This window comes from Kitasatospora sp. NPDC057692, from assembly GCF_042799475.1.
Classification (GTDB): Bacteria; Actinomycetota; Actinomycetes; order Streptomycetales; family Streptomycetaceae; genus Kitasatospora.
This window is the reverse complement of record NZ_JBHVIV010000024.1, coordinates 53,910-72,789: the sequence shown is the minus strand read 5'-3', so window position 1 is coordinate 72,789 and position 18,880 is coordinate 53,910. Positions and strand designations below refer to the sequence as shown.

18 protein-coding genes are annotated in these 18,880 nt (G+C 75.8%); 10 read left to right on the top strand and 8 right to left on the bottom strand.

Annotated features, from left to right (window positions below; all coding sequences use genetic code 11):
• Window positions 1–44: 44 nt before the first annotated feature.
• Entirely contained in the window at window positions 45–1,580 is a 1,536-nt protein-coding gene (locus tag ACFVFS_RS16145; RefSeq protein WP_380624510.1) for a hypothetical protein, read from the bottom strand.
• A 168-nt stretch (window positions 1,581–1,748) separates the two neighbouring features.
• Here ACFVFS_RS16145 and ACFVFS_RS16140 point away from each other — a divergent pair, with 168 nt between their 5' ends.
• From ACFVFS_RS16140 to ACFVFS_RS16125, 4 genes are all read left to right on the top strand, one after another.
• On the top strand, window positions 1,749–1,985 hold the full coding sequence (locus tag ACFVFS_RS16140; protein WP_380624464.1) for a hypothetical protein: 237 nt from the start codon (window positions 1,749–1,751) through the stop codon (window positions 1,983–1,985).
• Window positions 1,986–2,069: 84 nt separating this feature from the next.
• Window positions 2,070–2,846, top strand: a complete 777-nt coding sequence (locus tag ACFVFS_RS16135) for a LamB/YcsF family protein (RefSeq protein WP_380624462.1) — start codon at window positions 2,070–2,072, stop codon at window positions 2,844–2,846.
• Window positions 2,843–3,484, top strand: coding sequence for a 5-oxoprolinase subunit PxpB (gene pxpB / locus ACFVFS_RS16130; protein WP_380624460.1), 642 nt, complete (start codon window positions 2,843–2,845; stop codon window positions 3,482–3,484). The genes ACFVFS_RS16135 and pxpB overlap by 4 nt, the downstream gene beginning before the upstream one ends.
• A 744-nt stretch (window positions 3,485–4,228) precedes the next feature.
• Entirely contained in the window at window positions 4,229–5,107 is an 879-nt protein-coding gene (locus ACFVFS_RS16125) for a biotin-dependent carboxyltransferase family protein (RefSeq protein WP_380624458.1), read from the top strand.
• Between the two features lie 270 nt (window positions 5,108–5,377).
• Here ACFVFS_RS16125 and ACFVFS_RS16120 read toward each other — a convergent pair whose 3' ends face one another.
• Together ACFVFS_RS16120 and ACFVFS_RS16115 are read right to left on the bottom strand one after the other, a co-directional pair.
• On the bottom strand, window positions 5,378–6,301 hold the full coding sequence (locus ACFVFS_RS16120) for an aminoglycoside phosphotransferase family protein (protein ID WP_380624456.1): 924 nt from the start codon (window positions 6,299–6,301) through the stop codon (window positions 5,378–5,380).
• A 46-nt stretch (window positions 6,302–6,347) separates the two neighbouring features.
• Complete coding sequence (locus tag ACFVFS_RS16115) at window positions 6,348–7,109, bottom strand: alpha/beta fold hydrolase (protein WP_380624454.1); 762 nt, start codon at window positions 7,107–7,109, stop codon at window positions 6,348–6,350.
• Between the two features lie 129 nt (window positions 7,110–7,238).
• Here ACFVFS_RS16115 and ACFVFS_RS16110 point away from each other — a divergent pair, with 129 nt between their 5' ends.
• On the top strand, window positions 7,239–7,772 hold the full coding sequence (locus tag ACFVFS_RS16110; RefSeq protein ID WP_376094874.1) for a PadR family transcriptional regulator: 534 nt from the start codon (window positions 7,239–7,241) through the stop codon (window positions 7,770–7,772).
• Window positions 7,773–7,870: 98 nt separating this feature from the next.
• Here ACFVFS_RS16110 and ACFVFS_RS16105 read toward each other — a convergent pair whose 3' ends face one another.
• Window positions 7,871–8,308, bottom strand: a complete 438-nt coding sequence (locus tag ACFVFS_RS16105; protein WP_380624452.1) for a DUF4396 domain-containing protein — start codon at window positions 8,306–8,308, stop codon at window positions 7,871–7,873.
• A gap of 21 nt (window positions 8,309–8,329) precedes the next feature.
• Here ACFVFS_RS16105 and ACFVFS_RS16100 point away from each other — a divergent pair, with 21 nt between their 5' ends.
• The 3 genes from ACFVFS_RS16100 to ACFVFS_RS16090 all read left to right on the top strand — a co-directional run bounded on the left by ACFVFS_RS16100 (window position 8,330) and on the right by ACFVFS_RS16090 (window position 10,442).
• Complete coding sequence (locus ACFVFS_RS16100) at window positions 8,330–8,641, top strand: hypothetical protein (RefSeq protein ID WP_380624450.1); 312 nt, start codon at window positions 8,330–8,332, stop codon at window positions 8,639–8,641.
• On the top strand, window positions 8,634–9,341 hold the full coding sequence (locus ACFVFS_RS16095; protein WP_380624448.1) for a class I SAM-dependent methyltransferase: 708 nt from the start codon (window positions 8,634–8,636) through the stop codon (window positions 9,339–9,341). Before ACFVFS_RS16100 ends, ACFVFS_RS16095 begins: the two co-directional genes overlap by 8 nt.
• Window positions 9,342–9,596: 255 nt before the next feature.
• The gene (locus ACFVFS_RS16090) at window positions 9,597–10,442 is read left to right on the top strand and encodes an undecaprenyl-diphosphate phosphatase (protein ID WP_380624508.1); all 846 of its coding nucleotides are present in this window, start codon (window positions 9,597–9,599) and stop codon (window positions 10,440–10,442) included.
• Window positions 10,443–10,548: 106 nt separating this feature from the next.
• Here the strand turns inward: ACFVFS_RS16090 and ACFVFS_RS16085 are convergent, their stop codons facing one another.
• A complete protein-coding gene (locus tag ACFVFS_RS16085; RefSeq protein WP_380624446.1) occupies window positions 10,549–12,069 on the bottom strand; it encodes a HEAT repeat domain-containing protein in 1,521 nt (506 codons plus the stop codon).
• A 287-nt stretch (window positions 12,070–12,356) separates the two neighbouring features.
• On the opposite strand from ACFVFS_RS16085, the gene ACFVFS_RS16080 reads away from it, so the two are divergent.
• Complete coding sequence (locus ACFVFS_RS16080) at window positions 12,357–12,707, top strand: PAS domain-containing protein (protein ID WP_380624444.1); 351 nt, start codon at window positions 12,357–12,359, stop codon at window positions 12,705–12,707.
• Between the two features lie 39 nt (window positions 12,708–12,746).
• On the opposite strand, the gene ACFVFS_RS16075 is transcribed toward ACFVFS_RS16080, so the two are convergent.
• Complete coding sequence (locus tag ACFVFS_RS16075) at window positions 12,747–14,231, bottom strand: hypothetical protein (RefSeq protein ID WP_380624442.1); 1,485 nt, start codon at window positions 14,229–14,231, stop codon at window positions 12,747–12,749.
• A 480-nt stretch (window positions 14,232–14,711) separates the two neighbouring features.
• Here ACFVFS_RS16075 and ACFVFS_RS16070 point away from each other — a divergent pair, with 480 nt between their 5' ends.
• Window positions 14,712–15,941 carry a phosphotransferase gene (locus tag ACFVFS_RS16070; RefSeq protein ID WP_380624440.1) on the top strand — a complete coding sequence of 410 codons (1,230 nt, stop codon included), beginning with the start codon at window positions 14,712–14,714 and terminating at the stop codon, window positions 15,939–15,941.
• A 24-nt stretch (window positions 15,942–15,965) separates the two neighbouring features.
• Here the strand turns inward: ACFVFS_RS16070 and ACFVFS_RS16065 are convergent, their stop codons facing one another.
• Together ACFVFS_RS16065 and ACFVFS_RS16060 are read right to left on the bottom strand one after the other, a co-directional pair.
• On the bottom strand, window positions 15,966–17,210 hold the full coding sequence (locus tag ACFVFS_RS16065; RefSeq protein WP_380624439.1) for an acyl-CoA dehydrogenase family protein: 1,245 nt from the start codon (window positions 17,208–17,210) through the stop codon (window positions 15,966–15,968).
• Between the two features lie 411 nt (window positions 17,211–17,621).
• A complete protein-coding gene (locus ACFVFS_RS16060; protein WP_344329109.1) occupies window positions 17,622–18,116 on the bottom strand; it encodes a hypothetical protein in 495 nt (164 codons plus the stop codon).
• Between the last annotated feature and the right edge of the window lie 764 nt (window positions 18,117–18,880).

Here is an 18,880-nt window from a genome sequence, read left to right as displayed (position 1 = left end):
GGTGGCCGGGCGGCGGCCGGGGTGGTCGGCCGTCCTGGCCGGGGTCAGCCGGCGTCCTTGCGGTCGGCGGCCATGCCGGCGGCGTCGAGCAGGGCACTGCCGACGATGAGGTCGGCGCCGCCGAACTCCCGGTCGTGCAGCGGGGTGCCGTCGTCGACCGCGAAGAGCAGCCGCTCCTCGCCCTGCCGGTAGGCGGTGCCGACCGGCGGGCTGGCCGCGTGCACGGCCAGCAGGGCGACCAGGTAGGGGAGTTCCGGGTCCTGCGCGCGGGCCTCGGCGAGCAGGCCGGAGAGCCGGCGGGGCGCGTCGGCGGGCAGGTCCAGCAGGTCGAGGGCCGCTTCCAGCTGGGCCTCGGAGAACCGGCTGTCGTCGGGGGTGGCGACGAGGTCCGGGTCGGGCAGTTCGGCGCCGAGGTGCTCGCGCTCGACCGGCGGGGTGAGCAGCAGGTCGACCAGGTCGCTGACGCGGACCGAGACGGGGGTGCGCAGGCCGGTGCCGCGGGCGAAGAACGCGCCGGTGGGGCGGACGGCCTGCGCTATCGGCAGCCGGAGCACCGGGGCGAGCAGCTGGCCGTAGAGGTCGATGCCGCTGCGGGCGCCGGGGGTGGCGAAGGCCTGCCGGTCCTGCTCGGCGCGGAACAGCGGGCCGGCCTCCAGCAGCCGGGTCTGCAGCTGGGTGTGCCGGCGGATGCAGTCCTTGACGATGTCGACCAGCTCGGCGGCGCGGCGCTTGTGCTCCGGCTCCTCGGCCTCGTCGCGGGCCTTGCGGATGTTGGTGAGGATCGCGTTCTCGTGCCGGTAGCGGTCGGCGATGTGGTCGAGCGCCTCGTCGATGAGGTCCGGGATCGCCCGCATCCAGTCGACGGCGCGGACGTTGCGGCGGGTGGCCTCCAGGGCGCGGCGCAGCGTCTCGGCGTACTGGACGGTGCGGTAGCGGGCCTGCTCGGCGGCGAGCTGGGCGTCGGCCAGCCGGCCGCGCCTGATCAGCACCTCCAGCTTGACCTCGGCGGCGATCTGCGCGGAGGTGACGTCGGTGTCCAGGGCGCCGACCAGGACGTTGACCGCCTCGTCGGTGGTCCGCAGGTAGACGCCGCCGTCGGGGCCCGGGACCTCCTCGATCAGCTTGAAGTCGTAGTCGCGGCGGACGTACGCGCCGTCGGCGTTGAAGGTGCCGTAGACGGCGCGGAAGCCCCGGTCGACGCTGCCGACGTTGATCAGCGACTCCAGCACCCACCGGCCGACCCGCTGGTGCTCGGCGGCGGAGCGGCCGGGCGCCTGGGCGGCGACCCTGGGCAGCAGCCGGGCGAGCACGAGCTCGCGGTCGGCGCCGGTGTCGAAGTCCATGTTGAGGGTGACCAGGTCGATGGCGGCGAGCCCGACCTCGGCCATCGCGTAGCCGCCGTACTCGCCGGCCAGCATCACCTTGCGGCTGTCCAGGTCGTGCAGCGGGGCGGTGCAGGCCAGCGCCTTGAGCCGGCGGGCCAGGCCCTCGTCGGCGGCGGGTCCCGGCGCGGGCCGCGCGGCGGCGACGGCGGACCCGGCGGGCGGCCGGGGGCCGTGCTCGGTGGGCTGGTCGGCGATGACGGTCACGGGGGACAAGACTAGAGGCAGGGGCCGACATCGGCCGAAACGGACCTTCCGGACAGCCGGGCGGGCGGCGCCGGGGGTGGCTCCGGCACGGGTGCCCGGCGGCTCCCTCCGGTGATCCGGTGAGCCCGGGCGCGATGGTGAACGCCGATCGAGGGCCCGGTGCGCGACGTCCGGGTGGTCCGCCGGGCGGCGCTCGCCTGCGCCGGGATCATTCCGCTCGCCCTGATCCGCGGACCGCTGCGGGGCATCCCGCCCCACTGGCGGTTTGTCGACATGTCGTTCGGGATCGCGGGCGCCGTCCCGCTGCTCGCGGTGCTGCGCGCGCTGCGGCCGCTGGTCGAGCGGGCCGAGCGGTCGGGGGCCACCGGGCGGCCCCCGACCGCGGTGGCCGGCTGACCGCCGCCCGACGGACGAGCGGGGCGGCACGCCCCGCCGCAGGCCCTACCATCTGGCTCAACAGCTGCTGGAAGGCGGACCGGCGTGGCCGATGCGGTGATCGATCTCAATGCGGACCTCGGGGAGGGGTTCGGACGCTGGACGCTGACCGACGACGAGGCCCTGCTCTCCGTCGTCACCAGCGCCAACGTCGCCTGCGGCTTCCACGCCGGAGACCCCTCCACCATGCGCCGGGTCTGCGCGCTGGCCGCCGAACGCGGCGTCCGGATCGGCGCCCAGGTCTCCTACCGGGACCTCGCGGGCTTCGGCCGCCGGGCGATGGACGTGCCGCCCGACGAGCTGGCCGACGAGATCGCCTACCAGATCGGCGCCCTGCAGGTCTTCGCCCGCGCCGCCGGCTCGCGGGTCTCCTACGTCAAGCCGCACGGCGCCCTGTACAACCGGGTGGTCGCCGACACCGAGCAGGCGGAGGCGGTCGTCGCCGGGATCCTGCGGTCCGGGGCGGCCGCCGACGGCCCGCTGCCGGTGCTCGGTCTGCCGGGCTCCCGGCTGCTGGCCTCCGCCGAGGCCGCCGGACTGCCGGTGGTCACCGAGGCCTTCGCCGACCGCGCCTACACCTGGGCCGGCACCCTCGTCCCGCGCCGCGAGCCCGACGCCGTGGTCCACGACCCCGAGAAGGTCATCACCCGGGCCGTCGGCATCGCCCGCGACGGCTCCGTGGAGGCCGTCGGCGGCGAGCCGATCACCGTCGAGGCGCGCTCGCTCTGCGTCCACGGCGACACCCCCGGCGCGGCCCAGCTCGCCTGGCGCATCCGCGGCGCGCTCGCCTCGGCGGGCGTCCGGGTGGAGGCGTTCGCGTGACCGGTCCGGGGCCGGTCGTCCGGCCGGTGGGCGAGCACGCGCTGCTGGTGGAGCTCACGGGCACGGCCGAGGTCACCGCGCTCTACGGCTGGCTGCGCCGACGGCAGGCGGCCGGCGAGCTGCCGCCGGTCGAGGAGATCGTGCCCGCGGCCCGCACCGTCCTGCTGGACGGCGTGGCGGACCCCGGCGCGCTGACCCGGGTGCTGCGCACGGCCCGCCCGGACCCGGTGTCCGCCGCGGCCGGCCCGCTGGTCGAGGTGCCGACCGTCTACGACGGCGCGGACCTCGCCGAGGTCGCCCGCCTCTGGGGCGTCTCCCCCGAGGCGGCCGTCCGGATCCACACCGAGCCCGAGTACGTCGTGGCGTTCTGCGGCTTCGCCCCCGGCTTCGGCTACGTCACCGGCCTGCCCGCGCGGTACGGGGTGCCGCGCCGGGCCACCCCGCGCAGCAGCGTCCCGGCGGGCTCGGTCGCCCTGGCCGGCCCGTACACCGGCGTCTACCCGCACCCCTCCCCCGGCGGCTGGCAACTCCTCGGCCGCACCGCCCTCCCCCTCTGGGACACCGCCCGCACCCCGCCCGCCCTGCTCACCCCGGGCACCCGCCTCCGCTTCACCCCGCTCCGCGGGAACACGGCATGACGACGGCACCGGCGGCGGTCCCCGCGCAGCCGACCACTCAGGAGCGCACGGACACCGGGCGGCACGCGGTACCGGCCGACCCGACCACGGACCGTCCGCCCCGTGCCCTCGCGCGCGCCGAGGACCCGGCCCCGACCGCCCGGCGAAGCCCGCGAGCAGAGCCGGACGGTCGGCGACCCCGGCGGAACGCCACGCACGCCGCGGCCGGTCCCTCCCGACGCCCGAATCACCGGCATCGCCCGCCGGGCCCGGCCGGACGGCGGGGTCGGACCCGAGGAACGGGGCGGCCGGGCGGCCGGGCGACCGTACGGCCGGCGGGTCGCGGCCTGGCGCAGCGCCGGAGGGCGACCGGACCGGTTCACCAGGCGGGCCACGAGCCAGCACCCCCGGTGGGGTCGCGGCCATGCCCGAGGCGCGGGCACTCCCGAGAGGGGCCGCGTGACGGACGTCATGGCCACGCGCCGCATCGGCAGGGCGGCGGCGCCCGACGCACCGCGAGAACTCCCGGGAGGGGCGACGTGACGGACACGGCAGCCGCGCGCCGCATCGGCGCGCCGACGGCGACCTCGGCTGCGTGCTCCCGAGAGGCGCCGCATGACGGGCGCGACCATCCCGCCCCGACCCGACGGAGTCGCGGCGACCTCCCGCAGGGCGGCACCACATGACGACGAGCGCGACAACCCCGCGCCGCCCCGCCAGGCCGGTGGAGAGCGACGCACGGCGAGAACTCCCGGGAGGAGCGGCATGACGGACGCGGTGGTCGTGGTGCGGCCGGGGCCGTTGAGCACCGTGCAGGATCTGGGGCGGCGCGGAGTGGCGCATCTCGGGGTGCCGCGGGCGGGGGCGTTGGACGGGCCGGCGTTGCGGGCGGCCAACCGGCTGGTGGGCAATGAGCCCGGGGCGGCCGCCGTGGAGACCACGGTGGGCGGGATCGCGGTGCGGGCGCTGCGGCCGCTGGTGGTCGCGGTGACCGGGGCGCCGTCGCCCGTGCGGGTGGACGGCCGGCCCGCCGCCTGGGGTGCGCCGGTGGCGGTGGCGGCCGGGTCGGTGGTGGACGTCGGCGCCGCGACCGCCGGAGTACGGGCGTACCTGGCGGTGGCGGGCGGGTTCGCCGTCGAGCCGGTGCTGGGCAGCCGCTCGGCCGACCTGCTGTCCGGGCTCGGCCCGGCCCCGTTGGCCGCCGGCGACCGCCTGCCGGTCGGCCCGCGCCCGCCGTACCGGCCGGCGCCGGAGCTGGTACCGCTGCCCGCTCCCCCGGCCGAGCTGGTCCTGCGGCTGCGGCCCGGCCCGCGCGCCGACTGGTTCGCCCCGGACACCGCGGCCCGGCTCGCCCGCACGCCCTACCGGGTCGCCCCGGCCAGCAACCGGATCGCGCTGCGCACCGAGGGGCCGCCGCTCACCCGCACCCGGGAGGGCGAACTCCCCAGCGAGGGCATGGTCCTGGGCGCCGTGCAGGTCCCGCCGGACGGTCTGCCCGTGGTCTTCCTCGCCGACCATCCGACCACCGGCGGCTACCCGGTCGTCGGCGTCGTGCCGCCCGCCGACCTGGCCGCCGCGGCGCAGGCCCGCCCGGGCACTCCGGTGCGCTTCGCCGTCCTCCCGAGCCGCCCCGCCGCAGGGTGACCCGGCGGCCTCAACCGCCCTGACAGGGTGGGGCTCGGCCGAGGCCGGTCGGGGTCGGCGACCGCGTCGGGTTCGCGTTCCGGGACGGCGAACTCCCGGGCGCCCGAAGCGACAAGGCGAGGAACCGGCTCGCGCGGGAGTCGTCCCCCTCGGCCACCCCTGGGCCCGCCGGCCGGTCCGGCGGGCCCATGGGGGCGGGTGGGGGCGGCCTGGCCTTGAGGCCGACCGCGCGGTGCCGGCGGCTCGGACCCGCGCCGACCCGAGGACGGCTCAGCGTCCCAACAGGGCCAGGGCAATCACCCGTTGGCTTTCGTCGATGGCCACCGCGCCGTCCGCCACGCCCCACAGGACGTTCTGCAGGACGCGGCCGAGGGTCCAGCGGACGGCGCGGTCGCGGTCCAGGGCGAGGCGGTCGGTCATCAGGTCGAAGCGGCGGCGCAGGGCGCGCGGGAGGTCGCCGGTGGCGGCGAGGTCGGACCAGCGGTTCTGCAGGGCGGGGAGGAGTTCGAACCCCGGGTCGCCGGCCAGGGGTTTGGGGTCGATGGCGAGCCAGGGGGCGCGGGCGCCGGGGGCGGCCGGGGCGAGCACGTTGCCGAAGTGCAGGTCCCCGTGGAGCAGCCGGTCGCCCGGTTCGGGACGGACCTCGCGCACGGCGGCCGCGAGATCGGCGAGCAGCCGGCGGTCCGCCTCCCCGGTCACCGCGCCGCGTGCCTGCGGCACCTCCGCGAGCATGGCGTCCGCGATGTCCGCCAAGGTCCGCAACCCGGACGGTGCCTGATGCTGCGTCAACTCTCCCAGCAGGTCGGCGAGGACGGCGGTGGCGGCCAGATCGTCGGGGAGGGCGAGCAGGGAGCGCGCGGGATCGAGGCGCTCCAGCAGCATCGCGCCGGTGGCCGGGTCGTGGTCGAGCAGCCGGGCGGCGCCCCGGCCGTCCCAGGCCCGCAGGGCGAGCGGTTCGCCGGCCGTCTCCTCGTCCACGGGCTGGAGCTTGAGCACGGCACCCGTGCCGTCGGCCCGCCGGACGGGCAGGACCAGGCCGACCACACCGTGCGCGGGCGCCCCGTCGATCCGCAGCTCCCAACGATCCGCCACCTCCGAAGCGAGCGCGGGCAGCCGGTCGGCCCAGGCCCGCCCCCGCGCCCCGAAGAAGTCGACGAGGGAAGTGGCCAGCGCCTCGGGCACCTGGATCGGCATGGCGGACGCACTCCTCGCAGCGGGACGGCGGATCGACGCGACGACGCTACGCCAGGGCGGCGGCGACGGCCTTCGCGAAGCCGTCCGGATTGTCGATCATGATGTTGTGCCCGCAGTCGGGCACGGCCTCCAGCGCCACGCCCGCCGCCCGGAGCCGGTCCGCGCCGGGCAGCTCGCCGTCGGCCTCGGGATGGAGGAAGGTCCGCGGCAGCTCCAGGCCGTGCAGTTGCTCGCGCAGGCTCGGCACGGTCGCCCGGCAGCGGTGGACGGCGCTGCGGTGGAGCGCCTCGGGGCCGGCGAGCCGCATGGTGGCCCACCAGAACGGGCCCGCCCACCGCTCCACCTGCTCCAGGCCGCCGGCCAGGAACTCCTCCTCGGTGAAGGAGGCGATGCCGCCGCTGCCCGGCCCCGGGCTCGGGGCGACCGGGTCGATGACGGCGTCCACCAGCACCAGCCCGGCGACCAGCCCGGGGTGCCGGTGGGCGAGCTGGATCGCGACCGCACCGCCGAGGCTGTGGCCGATCACCTCCACCCGCTCCGCCCCCGCCGCACGGACGGCGGCGGCGACGGCGTCGGCGTGCGCCTCCAGCGTGTAGGGGAAGTCGGCGGGCCGGTCGCTGATGCCGAAGCCGAGCAGGTCGAGCAGCAGCGAGCGGTGGCCGGTGAGCAGCGGGTGGGCGGCGGCCGCGGCGTAGTAGACGGGCGAGCTGGCGCCGAGTCCGTGCAGGTAGAGGCGGACGGGCTCGCGGCCGGGGATCTCCACCCAGCGGATCCGGTCGCCGTTCGGGGTGACGGTGGCGTCGCGCACGGTCGCGCTCCTCCTGTGGTCGTCGGGGACGGCGCCCCGGCCTCGTCCCGGGCGCCGGGAGAGACCATACATCGATCCCGAGGTATAGCGACACCGAGATATCGGCAGCGGATCTGAGAGAGTGGCCCCATGCTGAAGCTCGCGATCCTCGGGTTCCTCCACGACCGGCCCCTGCACGGCTACGAACTGCGGCGCCACCTCGCCGCGCTCACCGGCCACGTGCGGCCGATCAGCGACGGCACGCTCTACCCGGCGATCAAGCGGCTGGAGGCCGACGGCCTGCTGGTGCGCTCCACCGAACCCGGCGCGGCGGCCGCGCCCCGGCACACCCTGCGGCTCACCGACGCCGGCCGGGCCGCCCTGCTGGACCGGCTGCGCACCCCGGACGACCTGGACGTCAGCGACGAGAACCGCTGGTTCACCGTGCTCGCCTTCCTGCGCCACCTCGACGGCGAACCGGCCGCGCAGGCCGCCGTGCTCCGGCGCCGCCTGGCCTTCCTGAGCGAGCCGGCCAGCTTCTTCTACGACGGCGACCGGCCGGTGGGCGCCGAGGAGGTGGCCGATCCGTTCCGCCGCGGGATGCTGCTGATCGCCCGCGCGACCACCACCGCCGAGCTGGACTGGCTGCGCGCCACCCTCGGGGAGCTCGACCGCGCGGCCTGAGCCCCCGGGGAGCACGGGAAACGCCGCGGCCCGCACCGCCCCCATGGAGGGGGTGGTGCGGGCCGCGGCGTTCGGTGCGGGCAGCGCGGGCGGGGCGGTCAGTGCTGGTGGTAGGCGTGGACCACGGCGTGCCCGCGCCCCTTGCCGATCATCCACTTGTTGACCGGGACAGTCAGGACGAAGGCCAGGGCCAGCGCACCGGCCAGCGCCACCCAGAAGAGGATGTCGGCGAGGCCCGCGTCCATGGCGCCGGGCGCGGTCATCATCACGGTGTTGTCGATGATCTCCATGACGACGATCGAGACGGTGTCGGCGGCCAGCGCGACCTTGACGGCGGTACGGACGTCCAGGCCCGCCTTGAGCACGCCGCGCATGGTCAGCGCGTAGCCGAAGACGAAGGCCAGCAGGATCGAGAGCACCACGGTGGCGCCGTTGTGCAGCCCGAGGGCGGTGCCGAGCACCATGCCGAGGATCTCGCCGATGGCGCAGCCGGTGAGGCAGTGCAGGGTCGCCTGCGCCGCGGCGGCCCAGGTCACGCCCCCACCACCGTGGCCGCCGTGCCCGTGGTGGGCGTGTTCTCCGTGGTGCCCGGCGCGGCCCGCACGGCCTTCGTGACCTTCATGACCCGCGTGCCCGGCGTGGTCCCGGTGCCCCTCGTGGTGGCCGTGGCCGTGGTGCTCGTGGCCCGCGTGCTGCTGGTGGTCGTGCTGGGCGGGGTGCGCCATGTCGTCCTCCACGTGTTCGCCGCCTTCTCCGTGCTGCCCTGTTCGTCGATGACTATATACCCCCCTGGGGTATCTGCCAAGCATCGTTCCGCACGCCCTCTTCCCACCCCGGCCGCCCCGTGCTCGGATGGTTCGCATGGCTGACGAACGACGGAACGAACAACGCGACGGGTACCGCGGCACCGGCCCGGGCGCGATCACCCCGGACGGCTGCGCGGTCGAGATGTACGCGCGGCTGCCGGTCAACGACGAGCCCGAGGTGATCGCGGCCGCCGTCCCGCCCGGCGCGAGCCTGCTCGAACTCGGCTGCGGCGTGGGCCGGATGACCCATCCGCTGCTGGAGCGGGGCTTCCGGGTGACGGCGGTGGACGAGTCCGCCGAGATGCTGGCGCGGGTCCGCGGGGCCCGCACCGTGCGCAGCCCGATCGAGCGGCTCGACCTCGGCGAGCGCTTCGACGTCGTGCTGCTCGCCTCCTTCCTGGTCCACGCCGGCAGCCTGGACGTCCGGCGGGGCCTGCTGGACACCTGCCGCCGGCACGTCACCCCGGACGGCTGCGTGCTGCTCCAGCGCGAGGGCGAGGACTGGCAGACGAACGTGCCGCGCGAGCGCCCGCTCGGGACGGACGGGCTGGTCCGGGTGGCCTCGGCCACCCCGGTGGCCGAGGGCGTCAACCAGGTGCACGTCGAGTACGAGTTCCCGGACGCGACGTGGACCCAGACCTTCCTGTCCCGCCCGATGGACCGGGCGGAGTTCGAACAGGCGCTCGCCGAGGCCGGGCTGGCCGTCGACTCCTACCTGACCGAGGACCGGATCTGGGTGCGGGCCCGGCCGGTGGAGGTCTGACCGGCACGGGGCACCGGCCGCGGGAACGGCCCCCGAGGGTGGGGGCGGGCGACAGGCCGTCACCTGAACGGCGTAGCATCAGGCGGACGCCGGGCCCGCGCGCGGCCCGCGCGCCGGGCGGGACCGGTGTGTTCGCCTGCCATCGAGCCGCGCCGCTGGACCGCGCCGGCCGGTGCGCAGGGCCGTTCCCGCACCGACCAACAAGGAACGCTTCATGCGCATCGAGCGACGGATACCCCGGGAGGGTGTCCGGTGATCGAGTGGTTCCACGGGGCCGTCCTCGGCCTGATCCAGGGACTCACCGAGTTCCTGCCGATCTCCTCCAGCGCCCACCTCCGAGTCTTCCCCGCCCTGCTGGGCTGGAAGGACCCGGGTGCGGCCTTCACCGCCGTGACGCAGCTCGGCACCGAGACCGCGGTGCTGATCTACTTCCGCCGCGACATCGCGTCGATCGTGAAGACCTGGACGCTCTCGCTGTTCCGGCCCGCGCTCCGCTCGCACCAGGACGCCCGGATGGGCTGGTTCGTGATCATGGGCACCCTGCCGATCGGCATCCTGGGCAAGCTGTTCCAGGACACCATCGAGCACGACCTGCGCGACCTGCGGATCATCGGCACCACGCTGATCCTGTTCGGCGTGATCCTGGCGGTCGCCGACCGCACCCGGGCGATCCGGCACGCCAAGCCGATCACCGAGCTGACCCTGCCGCACGCGGCCGGCTACGGCATGGCCCAGGCGCTGGCGCTCATCCCGGGCGTGTCGCGCTCCGGCGGCACCATCAGCGCGGGCCTGCTGCTCGGCTACAGCCGCGAGGCGGCGGCCCGGTACTCGTTCCTGCTGGCGATCCCGGCCGTGCTCGCCTCCGGCGTCCTGGAGCTGTTCAAGATCGGCGAGGGACCCGCTCCGGCCTGGGGCCCGACCATCCTGGCCACCGTGATCGCCTTCGTGGTCGGCTACGCGGCGATCTCCTGGTTCCTGAAGTACATCTCGAACAACAGCTTCATGCCGTTCGTGATCTACCGCATCGCGCTCGGCATTCTGATCATCGTCCTGGTCTCCGTGGGCACCCTGGCCCCGGACGCCGGCGTGGTCGCCAAGTAGCGGCGAACGAGAACCGCGTTCCACCCGGGAACGAGAGGAGCGGGCCAGTCCACCGTCGAGGTGGACCGGCCCGCTCCGTCGTTCTCGCGCGGGGCGGCGCGGCGCGCTAGCGGCGGCGCTCGCGGGCGGCGGTCAGCCGGCCCCGGACGGCGGCATGGACCTCGGCCTCCTCGGCCGGGTCGGCGGCGAGGCGCCGCAGGCGCTCCAGCACGCGGGCGTCACCGGTGGTGGCGACGTGCCTCGCGGCGAGCTCCCGGGTGGACTCCTCGCAGTCCCAGAGGCACTCCACGGCGGGGCCCTCGGGGAAGTGCACGTCGGTCGCGGCGAGCGCCCGGGCGGCGCGGCCGCGCAGTTCCGAGGAGACGGCCTCCCCGTAGATGTGGCGCAGGACCGGGACGGCCCCGGCGGCGGCCAGCCGCCCCGCGCCGTCGACCAGCGTCCCGAGCCCGGCGTCGGCCCCGGACACCCCGTGGAGCGAGACCCAGCGGCGCAGGCCGGTCACCACCAGCGGGCCGTCGGCGGGCTCGCCCGCGTCGGCCAGCAGCCGGACGGCGGCCTCGCCGAGGGCGCTGTCGGCGCCGCCGGTGGCCGGGTCGGCCCAGCGGCGGGCCTGGGCCAGCGCCTCCGGGCCGCGCATCCGGCCGAGCAGTTCCAGGGCGAACCGGACCATCCGGTCGTCCACGTCGGCGGCGGCCGCCTCGATCAGGCCGGCCGCGGCCGGATCACGCTGGTCCACGAGGTAGCGCAGGGCGGCCCGGCGGGCGCCGGGCAGGCCCTCGCGGGCCGCCTCCAGGACGTCGGAGCGGTCCTCGGGGCGCACCACGGCGGCGAGGCAGCGGGCGGCCGCGGCGGCGCGGCGGTCCACCGCGTCCGGGCGGGCCGGGGAGTCGGCGTCGCGGGCGGCGGACGCCTCTGGGCGGACCGGGCCGCCGGCGAAGGCGCCGGCGCCGAGACCGCCGAGCTCGCCCTGGTCGGCCCAGGCCAGCACATCGGCGGTGGACCAGCCGGGGGTGACGCCGCTGCGGTTCAGCTGGCGCTGCCACAGGTCGAAGGGCGACTGCTCACCGGCCGCCGCGACTCTCGGGTGGTACGCCGCCCAGAGCCGCCACGGCCGGGGCTCGTAGGCGCCCCGGATGGTCTCGCGCAGCTCGGCGTCGCCCTCGGGGCCCGGCGGGAAGCGGTCCAGCACGGCGGTCCCGAGCAGCAGCAGGCCTCGGTCGTCGTCGCGCAGCGCGAGCTCGTCCAGGGCCCAGGCCCAGTTGGTGCCGGTGGCGGCGTACTCGCGGAGCATGAGGAGCGCGTCCCGGCGGCCGTACGCGGCGAGGTGGCCCAGGACGGAGAGCGCGAGCCCGGTGCGGGCGTCGTCCTCGTCGAGGAGGTCCTCCGGTGAGTGGAGGTGGTCCTCGATGCCGTCGAGGGGCGCCTCCAGCTCCATGTAGAGGCGCGCGTAGTAGAGGGAGCGGTTCTCGACCTGCCAGTCGGCTCGCGGATCCCTGGTGACGCACTCCTCCAACGCGGTGATGGCCTCGGTGCGGTCGGCGGCCAGCGCATGGAGCTGCCCGTCACCGCGACCTCGCTGCAGGAGGCCGAGGAGGCTGGCACTGGGTGCTATCACTGGCTCGAACATGAGGTCAGCATCCGTTGCGGCGGTCGTAGTGGCAACGGGATTTCCGTCGCCGGGGTCTCTGGTCGGTACTGCGGTGGGCGCCCGGGCGCCGGAATCACCGAAGGTTACCGCCTCGGACGACCCGCCGCACACAGGGCGACCGACCCTTTGTGCGCACTGGCATATGCCGGGGGAACTTTGTCGGCGTTCTGTCCAAATCGCCCACGGGTGTCGGACCGCTGTGCGACAGTCGTTCCCACCACCCGCCGGCCGACCGCCGCGAACGGACGACTGGACACTCCATGCCCATGACACCGACGTCCGGCCGCGACACGGTCGCCGCGGCCGAATGGGATCTGCGCACCGACGACGTGCGCTGGTCCGCCGAGGCCTACCGGCTGCTCGGCTGCGACCCCGGCCACGGCCCGCTCAGCCTCGACCGGCTGCCCGACCGGCTGAGCGAGGCGGACCGGCCGCAGCTGCGCCGGATGATGACCGACGCGCTGGTGCACGGCCGGTACGCCGTCGGCACCCTCCGGGTCCGCCACCCCGGCGGCGGGCACGGCCTGGTGGAGTGCGCCGGAGAACCCGTCCTGGGTGCCGACGGCACCGTCACCGCCCTGCGCATGCTGCTGCGCCCGGCGCACCCCTGCCCGTGACCGCCGCGGGGGCCGCCCCCGGGTGATCCGGACCGGGCCCTACGCGAACAGCGGCCGGTTCTTCACCCCGGCCGACCGCAGCTCCCGTCCCAGCTCGTCCCGCAGCTCGTCGACCACCGCCACCCCCTGGTAGCGCGCGGTCAGCCGGTACATCTCCCGCAGCCGGTCCCACGTCCGGTGCGAGGAGTTCTGGCCGATCAGGTCCAGCACCCGCTTGACCTCGGCGTCCGCCGCGTCCGGCTCCCCGGTCAGCCAGTGCACCGAGGCCAGCGTGATCCGGTCGAACAGCGCCGACCGCAGCCGGCCGGTCCCCTCGCGCAACCGGATCACCCGCTCGGCGTGCCGGCGGGCCTCGGCGGCGGCCGAGAGGTCGTGCTCGGCGAGCGTGCGCAGCACCAGCGCCTGCATCCCGTGCAGCTCCGCCTCGTCGAAGACCTGCATCCAGGACGGCGGCGGGCCGTCCGGCTCGGCCGCGAAGAGGTCCTCCGCCTCGCCCAGCAGCCGCCAGGTCGCCTGCGACTGACCGAGCGACGCGTACGCCCAGGCCTCGACGGTGTTCAGCATCGCCCGCGCCCTCGGCAGCATCCGGCCGCCGCCCGCCCGCGCCGCCTCCATCAGGTCGATCGCGTCGTCGGCCCGCCCGAGGTGCACCATCTGGCGCGCCGCCCGGGAGACCGCCTCCCCCGCGCGCGGCAGGTCGCCGGCCTCCTTCGCCGACTCGGCGGCCAGCATGAAGTACCTCTGCGCGGTCGGCTCCAGCCCCACGTCGTGCGACATCCAGCCGGCCAGCACCGCGAGGTTCGCCGCGACCAGCCACAGCCTCCGCTCCGCCTCCGCGCCGTGGCGGTGCGTCAGCAGGCCGCCCACCTCGTTGAGTTGACCGACCACCGCCTTGCGCTGCAGGCCGCCGCCGCGGGCCGCGTCCCAGGCCCGGAACACCTGCACCGAGTGCTCCAGCGCGGCCACCTCGTCGGACCCGACCGGGCCCGCGTCGTACAGGTCCACCACCGGCCGGGCACCGCCCTGGGTGACCACCGGGCGCGGTCCGGGCGCCGAGGCCGCGTACGCGACCGCGTCCCCGCCCAGCCAGCCCTTCAGGGAGTCGGCGATGACCGCCCCGGCCGTGAGCGCGGCTCCCGCACCCACCAATCCACGTCGGTTCAGCATGAGGTCCATTCCCGTGAACTCGGTGAGGACCGCGGCCGTCCGATCCGGCTCCCACGGCGACGAGGTGGCGGACTGCGCCGCTCCGGTCCTGGTGGGCCGGTGTCGTTCCAGACCGAGGTCCTCAGTGGTGACGACACGGCCGAGCCGCTCCGTGAACACGGCTGCCAGGACCCTCGGCACCGGATCGCGCGGGATCTCCCCCTGCTCGATCCACCGCCGCACCCGCGAGGTGTCGGTGGACAGCTGCTGCTGCCCCATCGCGGCACCGCGCCTGTTGACCAGCCGCGCCAGCTCGCCCTTCGACCATCCGGTCAGGACGAACAGATCGGCGAGTCGGGTGTTGGGTCCCCTGCTCACGTGAAGCCCCCAGGTTCCTCGGCTGATCCGAGGCTAGAGGTTCCGTCATGTGCCGGGCGAGCATTCGCCAGGCTTCGCCAGGGTCCGCCACATTACCAACCACCGTCGTCCGGGTGTGATGTAGACGTGTGCCACCTCGCCCCCGGGTCGGGCGGCGCTCCAGGCCGGTGCGGGGCTTCCCCCGCACGGGTCGCGGGGCGTCCCCGGTTCCTCGCCCGAGGGGGTGGCGCGGCCGGGTGGCGCGGGGGCGCCGGGCACGGCCACGGCAGAACCGGCCGACCGCATTCCCCAGGGTGCGGACGGCCGGTCCACCGCCGCAGCACGGGGCTCCGGCCCCGGCGTCCGTGCCCGGCGCCCGCGTACCACCCGCCGGACCGAACAGGGCCCGCCGCCGGACCAGGAGACACCGGCGGCACCGGCCCTCCCCCGCCCCCGCGGGGGTGCATCCGAGACGGACCAGGAAGGGACCTCCCTCACCCCATGTACTCCTCAGCGACCTCCCCGACGCCGACCGCGACCCGGACCGCGCTGCGCCCACCCACCGCAGCGGCCGGCCGTCCCGGCCCGAAGCAGGTCCCGCCGCCGTCCCGGCCGGTCGCCCCGCGCGCCGCCGACGGCCGGCCCGCGGACCCCCGGGGCCAGGCCGCCCGGGCCGCGCTGGGGCTCCGCCCGCCCGAGTCCGCCGCTCCGGCCGGGCCCCGCGCCCCCGGGGTCCGGATCCCCGCCGCGCGCCCCGGCGACGGCCGGCTGCTGCGCCCGCCGACCCGGCCGGGCCAGCCCGCGGCGCAGGAGCGGATCGACCCCTCGGCACTGCAGACGCCGTCCGTCCGGGCCGCGCTCGCCGGCGTCTCGCGGATATGTCCCGCGTTCACCCCGCGCCAGGTGCTGCGCGAGGGAAGCCGCCACATCCTGGTGGCGGGCACCATCGGCCGGGCACCCGTGGTGGCCAAGTGCCTCGCCCCGCAGGCGGTTCGCAGCGAGTACTTCGAGCAGTTGGTGGCCGATTTCCACCACGAGGTCGCGGTCTACCGGGCGTTCGTCCGGCACCGCCCGCCGGTGCGGCTGCCCCGGCTGGTGGCGGCCGACCACGACCGCTGCGTGCTCGTCATGGAGCGCGTTCCCGGCCGCCCGGCCGCCCGGGAGCGCCACCCGGCCAACGCGCCCACGCCGGGCGAGGTCCGGGCGCTGCTCACCGCCGTCCGGACGCTCAACCTGTGGCGCCCGCCGACCGACGTGTTCCAGCCGCGGCTGGACTACCAGTTGGAGATCGCCCGCTACCACTCGGTGGGCCAGCTCACCGACCGGGACGCGGGAGACCTGCGCGGCCTGCTGCACGGCCTCGGGCACGGCCCGCTCCAGCTCTGCCACGGCGACGCGCTGCTCAGCAACATGCTGCTGGCGCCGTCCGGTCCGGTCCTGGTCGACTGGGAGCAGGCCGGCTGGTACCTGCCCGGCTACGACCTGGCGGTGCTCTGGAGCGTGCTGTCCGGGGACACCGCGGCCCGCCGGCAGATCAGCCAACTCGCCCAGAGCGGCGGCACCATGGCCCGGGACGCGTTCCTGGTGAACCTGGTGCTGGTGCTGATGCGCGAGATCCGGCTGTACGACGTGCCGGGCGCCGGCGAGGAGCAGCGGATCATGATCCGCCGGCTGTACGACGACGCCGCGCTGGCCCGCCGCGCGGTCCGGGCCGCCGTCGGGACCCGGTGAGGCCGCCCGGCCGCCGGCGCCCGGTCAGTGCCGGGCGCCGCGCTCCAGGGCGGCCCGGCCCGCGGCCTCCAGGACGGCCTCGTCGGGGGCCAGGTGGACCCGGCTGCTGAGCACGTCCCGCAGGTAGCGCTCCAGCGGGTGACGGCGGCTCAGTCCCGGATTGCCGGTGAGCGAGACGGCCTGCTGGACCGCGGATATCGCCGCCCGGGTGGCCAGCAGGTGGGCCGGGCCGGTCCGGGCGACCGCGTCCGGCTCGGCCCGGTCGACCCGGGGGGCCAGTCCGTGGACCAGTTCCTCGGCGCCGATCAGCTGGGCCTCGATCTCGCCCAGCGCGCTGCGGTAGCGGGGCAGGCTGCCGAGCGGCTCGGTGAGATTGGCCGGAGTTCGCTGGTGCAGGAACCGGACCAGCCAGTCCTGGGCCGAACGGGCGACCCCGACGGCCACCGCGGAGAGCGCCAGATCGTGCCAGGCCCGGCCCAGTTCGGCCGCCGGGACCACCCCTTCGGAGGCGCCCGAGGCGGAACCGGGGCGCGCGGCGGAGCCGGTCGCGCCCCTTCCGGCGGCGGCCTTCGGCAGGTTCAGGCCGAGCGCGAGCTCGGCGGGCACCCGCACCGCGTCCAGCACCACGTCGTGGCTGGCGCTGGCCCGCAGGCCGAGCTGGTCCCAGGTCGGGTCGACCTCCAAGCCCTCGCTCTCGCCGCGCACCAGGAAGGTGCCGGTCCGGGGCTCCGGTTCGTCGGTCCGGGCGGTCACCGCCAGCCAGGCGAGTGCCTCGGCGCCGGTGCAGTAGGTCTTCCGGCCGGTCAGCCGCCAGCCCTCGCCGTCCCACCGGGCCACCGTGGCCGGCGGCTCGCCGCTGCGGCCGCCGGGCTCCACCCGCAGGGTGTTGACCAGGGCCGGCCCGCGCCGGGACTCGGTGAGCAGCCGCCGGTAGCCGGCCGTCGGCCAGTTCGCCGTCCGCGCCTGCTCGGCGTGCTGGAGCAGGGTGAACGCGGTGACCACGGCCACCGAGGCGTCCCCGCGCCCGAGTTGGGACAGCACCTGGACGGTGTCGGCGAGCGTCCCGCCGGGCCCGCCGTATCTCCGGTCGACGGTCAGGGTGAGCAGTCCGGCCTCGTGGACGGCCTCGATGCCCTGGTAGGGGAAGGTCGCGTCGCGGTCGTGCTCCTCGGCCCGGGCGGCCAGCAGGTCGACGACCCGGGGCAGTCCGGCGAGGGCGGTCTCGACGGGGGACGCGGCGGACGGCTGGTCGGCAGCGATGATGCTCATGGGGCTGGTGCCTCCGGGCGGCAGCGTGGGCTCTGACTCCTCGACACGCCGGGACGGGCGCGCGGTACCGGTAGGCGGCCCCGGAGCCGGCGGAACGCCGGCCCCCGGAACCCGGGCTCAGCGGAGCATCCGCCCCCGGACCGGCGTCGGCCGCTCGGCCGTCCGCCCGCCGCCTCGGGGACGAATCCCCCTCAGTGACCCGGACACGCCGCGCTGGCGGTGCGTCGCAGGTCGAGGTAGCTGCGACGGGTCAGCAGCAGGGGACGGCACGACATGTCCGCGACTTTACGAAGCCGTGATCGAGGCCGTCAAGCAGCGTCCGGGGCCCGGAACGAGCGGGGTGGCGGAAGGGCACAGAGTACCGGAACGGGAAACGGAACCCTGCCCTCCGGGGCAGTGTTCCGACGCCCGTCAGCCCTGCTGGAACATGTCCGCGGGCAGCGGCTTGAGCAACTGGTAGAGGTCGTCCGAAATCGGTCGGTCCCAGGAGGCGATGGTGACCTGCACACCGTCACTCCGGCCGAACTGGGCACAGAAGACCCGGCCCTCGCTGACCTTGACCTTCTTCACGATCAGCAGGTCGTCCCCGAGCATGACCGGGAAGTCCTCCGCCGAGACGAACTCGACCGGTTCCTCGTCCCCCAGGGCCGCGAGCAGCTGGCGCACCTCGAAGGGCACGCTGTCGCCGGTGTCCCGGGCCGGCGAACCCTCGGGGAGGTTGCCGATGAACATCGCCGGGCCTCTGCCGCCGAACAGGTCGTAGCGCAGGAAAATCCCCTGGCAGGAGCCGTCCGGGCCGGTCATCATGGCCGCACCGAAGTCGCCGGGCCAGTCGCCCGGGTCCATGGCGAGCACGTCGAAGTCCGGGCCGGTGGGCTGACCGGAGCGACGGCGGAGAAAAGACATGGGAACATCGTACGTGTCCGGCACACCACGCTCGCGGGGTGGGTGGGGCGCCGGACGGAGATCCACGCTCAGAGACCAATGTTGACTCTGAGCAACCGTCCGGGCTACGTTCGGTTCAGCACGACAGCCGTTCTGGGTTTCACCCTTCGGGGGGACGGCATGTCGCAACGCGGCCCTACACGCGTTTCCCTCACTGTGCACACCGTCGTGCCGATCCGCCGAGCACCCAGCTTCGACGTCGCACACCGCACAGCACACAAGCCAACAGTTCCATGCATCACAAGCAAGGTCCGCGGGGCCCCGGCCCGTCGCTCCCGCGGATCTGCTCGGGACGCCGCCGCGTGGGGGCGTGCGGGTCCCGGGCAACGGCACCGCATCCGAGTCGCTCTCGGGTTCGGCGCCATCCTCCCGGCGACTGCCGGCCCCTTGTGGGCCGGGACCGGCCGACGCACCCCCGGTGCGCAGGGGATGACTGGGAGGAGACCCGGCAGCGCTGCCGGGTCGCACAGCAGGCGCCGTGTCTGGCCGCGTGGGGGCGGTGGGCACGGCGTCTGCCTGTGCTCATACTCTGAGCTGCGTTTGTCCAGCAGTCAACAGAAATTATGACAGGGCACGTTCAAATGTGATCGGAACGATGGCCCACGGAGACCTTCGGACCCGGCCGGGGGGGGCCCCCCGGGGCCCCCCCCCGCGACCCGCGCCGGGAGGGGGGACAACCCCCCACCCCCCCCCCGCAACCAAGCCCCCCCCACACCCCGCCGGGG